General features: G+C 41.7%; 4 protein-coding genes and 1 pseudogene. All 5 read left to right on the top strand.

The annotated features are described in order from the left end of the window. A partial coding sequence (locus GC098_RS14765) for a DegT/DnrJ/EryC1/StrS family aminotransferase (RefSeq protein WP_171643909.1) occupies positions 1-843 on the top strand: 843 nt, incomplete at its 5' end. Positions 844-864: 21 nt separating this feature from the next. Then, the gene (locus GC098_RS14760; protein ID WP_246358617.1) at positions 865-2,013 is read left to right on the top strand and encodes a UDP-N-acetylglucosamine 4,6-dehydratase family protein; all 1,149 of its coding nucleotides are present in this window, start codon (positions 865-867) and stop codon (positions 2,011-2,013) included. Next, positions 2,006-2,971, top strand: a complete 966-nt coding sequence (locus GC098_RS14755) for a glycosyltransferase (protein ID WP_171643908.1) — start codon at positions 2,006-2,008, stop codon at positions 2,969-2,971. Before GC098_RS14760 ends, GC098_RS14755 begins: the two co-directional genes overlap by 8 nt. Then, positions 2,968-3,954: an ATP-grasp domain-containing protein gene (locus GC098_RS14750; RefSeq protein ID WP_171643907.1), complete on the top strand. Its 987-nt coding sequence runs from the start codon at positions 2,968-2,970 to the stop codon at positions 3,952-3,954. Before GC098_RS14755 ends, GC098_RS14750 begins: the two co-directional genes overlap by 4 nt. Beyond that, a pseudogene (locus GC098_RS41195) lies at positions 3,951-4,052 on the top strand (HAD family hydrolase); the annotation flags it as partial. The gene GC098_RS14750 and the pseudogene GC098_RS41195, both read left to right, overlap by 4 nt.

Here is a 4,052-nt window from a genome sequence, read left to right as displayed (position 1 = left end):
GAATCGTGGAATATGTCGCCATCGGCTTTAGAACAAGCATTTACTTATTATGAAACGATTGGAAAGCTGCCTAAGGCGGTTATCGTCGTTAATTTGTTCGGACAGAGCGCAGAGATGTTTGCATTATCGAAGATTTGCGATCGATACGGCGTTCCGATTGTTGAAGATGCAGCAGAATCGATCGGGGCCACGTATCATGGAAAAGCTAGCGGAACGTTCGGGAAAATGGGGGTCTTTTCTTTTAACGGCAATAAGATCATAACCACCTCAGGCGGTGGCATGCTTGTTTCCGATGATAGGGATGCCTTTGAGAAGATGCGTTTCTGGGCTACCCAATCTCGTGGTCCAACCCCGTATTATCAGCATAGCGAGATTGGATATAATTACCGGATGAGTAACGTATTGGCGGCGATCGGGAGAGGACAATTAAGAGTTTTGGATCAACGAATATCTGCCCGAAGGTCAATCTTCCAGCGTTATTATTCAGCACTTTCAATCTTAGACGGCATCAAGTTTATGCCTGAACAAGCGGGCAGTCAGTCTACCCGTTGGCTTACAGCACTGACGGTTAATCCTGAGCGTACCGGCGTATCCCCAACGGAGTTGATAGAAGCATTAGCTGAAGAAAACATAGAGGCACGCCATGTTTGGAAACCTATGCATTTGCAGCCACTTTTTAAAAACTGCAATTACTTTCCACATGATCGGGATAAGAGCAATTCCGATCAATTGTTTAAAGAGGGATTATGTTTGCCTTCGGGTTCCAATCTTTCGGAAGAAGATCAGGAACGGGTGATTGCATGTATGAAGAAAGCGATGTACGGCAGGAGCAAGAAGCACTAAATTCATTTAGGGGGTGGGATCTTGAATCGTAAGAGAAACGACATCCTACGAGAGGGTATTAAACAGGCCGGATTCCAGGAAATAAATATGGAGGAAATATTAGGTAGAAAGCCGGTGAATATTAACTTAAATGAAATTGCTGAATTTGTAAAGGGCAAGGTGATTCTAGTAACTGGTGCCGGAGGTTCAATTGGCTCTGAACTTTGCAGGCAAATTCCTAATTTCAATCCTGAAAAGTTAATATTACTCGGCCGTGGCGAAAATAGCATTTTTACTATTGAAAATGAAATTAAAGTCAAATATCCTCATATCTCTATTGTACCGGTCATCGCTGATATTCAAGACAAGAAAAGACTGGAAGATGTATTCGCCTATTATCGGCCTCAAATTATTTTTCATGCGGCAGCTCATAAGCATGTGCCGTTAATGGAGTTGAATCCTTCCGAAGCGATAAAAAATAATGTTTTCGGAACCCGAAACGTTGCCGAATATGCGCTTGCTTATAGGGCAGAAAGTTTTGTGTATATTTCCTCGGATAAAGCGGTGAACCCGTCGAGCATAATGGGAGCAAGCAAACGACTGGCAGAGTTAATGCTGCAAAGCATGGGGAAATTCAAAGATACGAAATTTCTTATCGTTCGGTTTGGAAATGTTATCGGCAGCCGAGGGAGTGTCATACCCTTGTTTTTACAGCAAATTAAAGCCGGTCAACCTATAACGGTCACCCATCCGGATATGGTCCGCTATTTCATGACAATTCCGGAAGCCGTACAACTGGTTTTTCAATCGGGTGTAATGGCCAAGGGTGGGGAAACTTTCATACTGGATATGGGGAAACCGGTGAAAATTTTGGATTTGGCTCACAACGTAATTCGTTTGTCAGGTTTGGAACCGAATAAAGACATTAAGATTGTTTTAACCGGCATACGTCCCGGCGAAAAGCTAGTTGAAGAGATGTTTACTGCGGAGGAAAAAAGAATAACTGTAAAGCATGATTCCATCTATGTATGTGAACCTGCAGCACTCCCTGAGGAGCACTTGCATGAAACTTTGCTGAAATTGGAAGAGATGGTTTCTCAAAAGATAACGTTTGTCATAGCAGATGAAATACGTTCCGCTATCGGCCAAATTATTCCGGGATTTCAGGAGGAGGGGGTCGTTCATGAATAAATTAAACATCTTATATTTTACAATCGATTGGTCTTCTTTTACCTACAAACCCGATCATTATTTTAAGCTGGAGCTAGAAAAGCTACCTGATGTCCACGTCCGTTTTGTAAAGGGGGAGTATACCGTCGGAAAATTAGGCGGATATTTGCCGGACATTCTAAGTCAGTTGGATTTTGTTCCGGATTTTATCTACCTGGATGATTTCGAATCCATTAGGGGTGTCTACGGGCTTCCCCGCGGATTGAATGAAGTAAACATTCCAAAAGGGGTACTATTTCACGATGTCTACAGAGTCAGGGATGATTTCAAAAACTTTGTGAAAGAGAATAGCTTGGACTTGGTATTGGCCCACTACCGCGAAAGTTTTTTAACCTATTTTCCTGAGTTTCATGACCGATTTAGATGGCTGCCGAATCATGCTTATGAACCGGTATTCCACAAATATGGATTAAAAAGAAGAATTAATTATTTAATGATGGGGAAAATCAATGGAGCATACCCGCTCCGCTCAAAAATTTATAAAAAGATGAAAGGAATAGACGGGTTTGTCTCGCATGGACATCCGGGCTATAAATGGTTTTCCAAAAGAGATAGCAAAACCAAGTTTCTGGATGAAAACTATGCGATGGAAATTAGCCGGGCAAAGATATTCCTCACTTGCGGATCTATCTATAATTTTGCCGTGGGAAAATACTTTGAAGTCCCAGCATGCGGAACGCTGCTGTTGACTTCCGATTTTTCCGAACTTAGAGATTTGGGCTTCATCCATAAAGAAACCTTCGTAAAAATCGATAAACACAATTTTTTGGCGAAGGCCAAATATTATTTAAGGCATAGAGATGAGAGAAATGAAATTAGACGAAAGGGCTACGCGTTGGTTCAATCCCGCCACACTACTAGTATAAGAGTAAGAGAATTTGTAGATGAACTTTGGAAATTTACGGGGAAAACCCGATGACAACTTTCAATATTCTTTTTACCAGCGTCGGTCGGAGAGTATCGTTAATCAGATATTTTAGAGAAGCGTTGAAAGAATTGGGTCTGGAAGGGAAGATTGTTACTGCTGATATGCAAAGTAACGCTCCTGCAGCAAGGGTTGGAGATATCCATGAGCTGCTTCCTCGTGTAACTGATGATCATTACATTTCAAAGCTGCTGGAAATTTGCAATAATTATGACATCAAGCTTTTAATCCCCTTAATAGATACCGAATTGCAAATACTTGCCGATCATCGTTCACAATTTGAACATATTGGAACTTGTGTGCTCGTCAGTTCTTCTGAGGTAAATCGGATTTGTTGCGATAAAAGAAAAACAGCTTCTTTTTTTGAGAACATTCAAGTGAACACTCCCGATACATTAAATGCCGAAAAGATGTTGTCAGATCCTGAAACAGACTATCCTGTTTTGTTAAAACCGGCTAACGGAAGCAGCAGTGTCGGGGTAACGAAAATTAATAACGCTGAAGAATTGAGATTTTTTTTGAAGTATATACCTGAACCTATCGTGCAGGAATACATTATAGGACAAGAATATTCAGTGGACGTCTTAATGGATTTTCAAGGAAAAGCATGTGCGGCCGTTCCTCGTTTACGTATGGAAGTAAGGGCAGGTGAAATAAGTAAAGGGATTACCGTTAAAAATAGAGCCATTATGGCTGCTGCGAAGAAGGTAGCGGAAGCTCTGCCTGGCGCAATTGGATGCATTACTTTGCAGTGCTTTGTAACAAAAGAGGACCAAATCGTTTTTATTGAAATAAACCCGCGATTTGGAGGAGGAGTGCCTCTTTCCTTGGCTGCCGGCGCTAAATATCCAAAAACCATTATTCAATGGCTTATTAAGATGCCCTTGGATTGGACGAATATGGATGATTGGCAGGACGGACTTCTCATGCTGCGTTATGATGATGCCTTTTTTATCGAGCAGGACGATCTTACATGAAGCAAGCCATCGTTTTTGATTTGGACGATACACTCTATTGTGAGAAAGAGTACGTCATGAGCGGCTTTCAGGAAGTAGACCGGTGGGTTACAGAAAAT

Source organism: Paenibacillus phytorum (assembly GCF_013141715.1).
GTDB lineage: Bacteria > Bacillota > Bacilli > Paenibacillales > NBRC-103111 > Paenibacillus_E > Paenibacillus_E phytorum.
This window is presented reverse-complemented; position numbering and strand designations above follow the sequence as displayed.

Excerpts from the sequence above, each read along its gene's own strand:
- GC098_RS14755 (WP_171643908.1), top strand. The coding sequence starts at position 2,006 with ATGAATAAATTAAACATCTTATATTTTACAATCGATTGGTCTTCTTTT.
- GC098_RS14750 (WP_171643907.1), top strand. The coding sequence starts at position 2,968 with ATGACAACTTTCAATATTCTTTTTACCAGCGTCGGTCGGAGAGTATCG.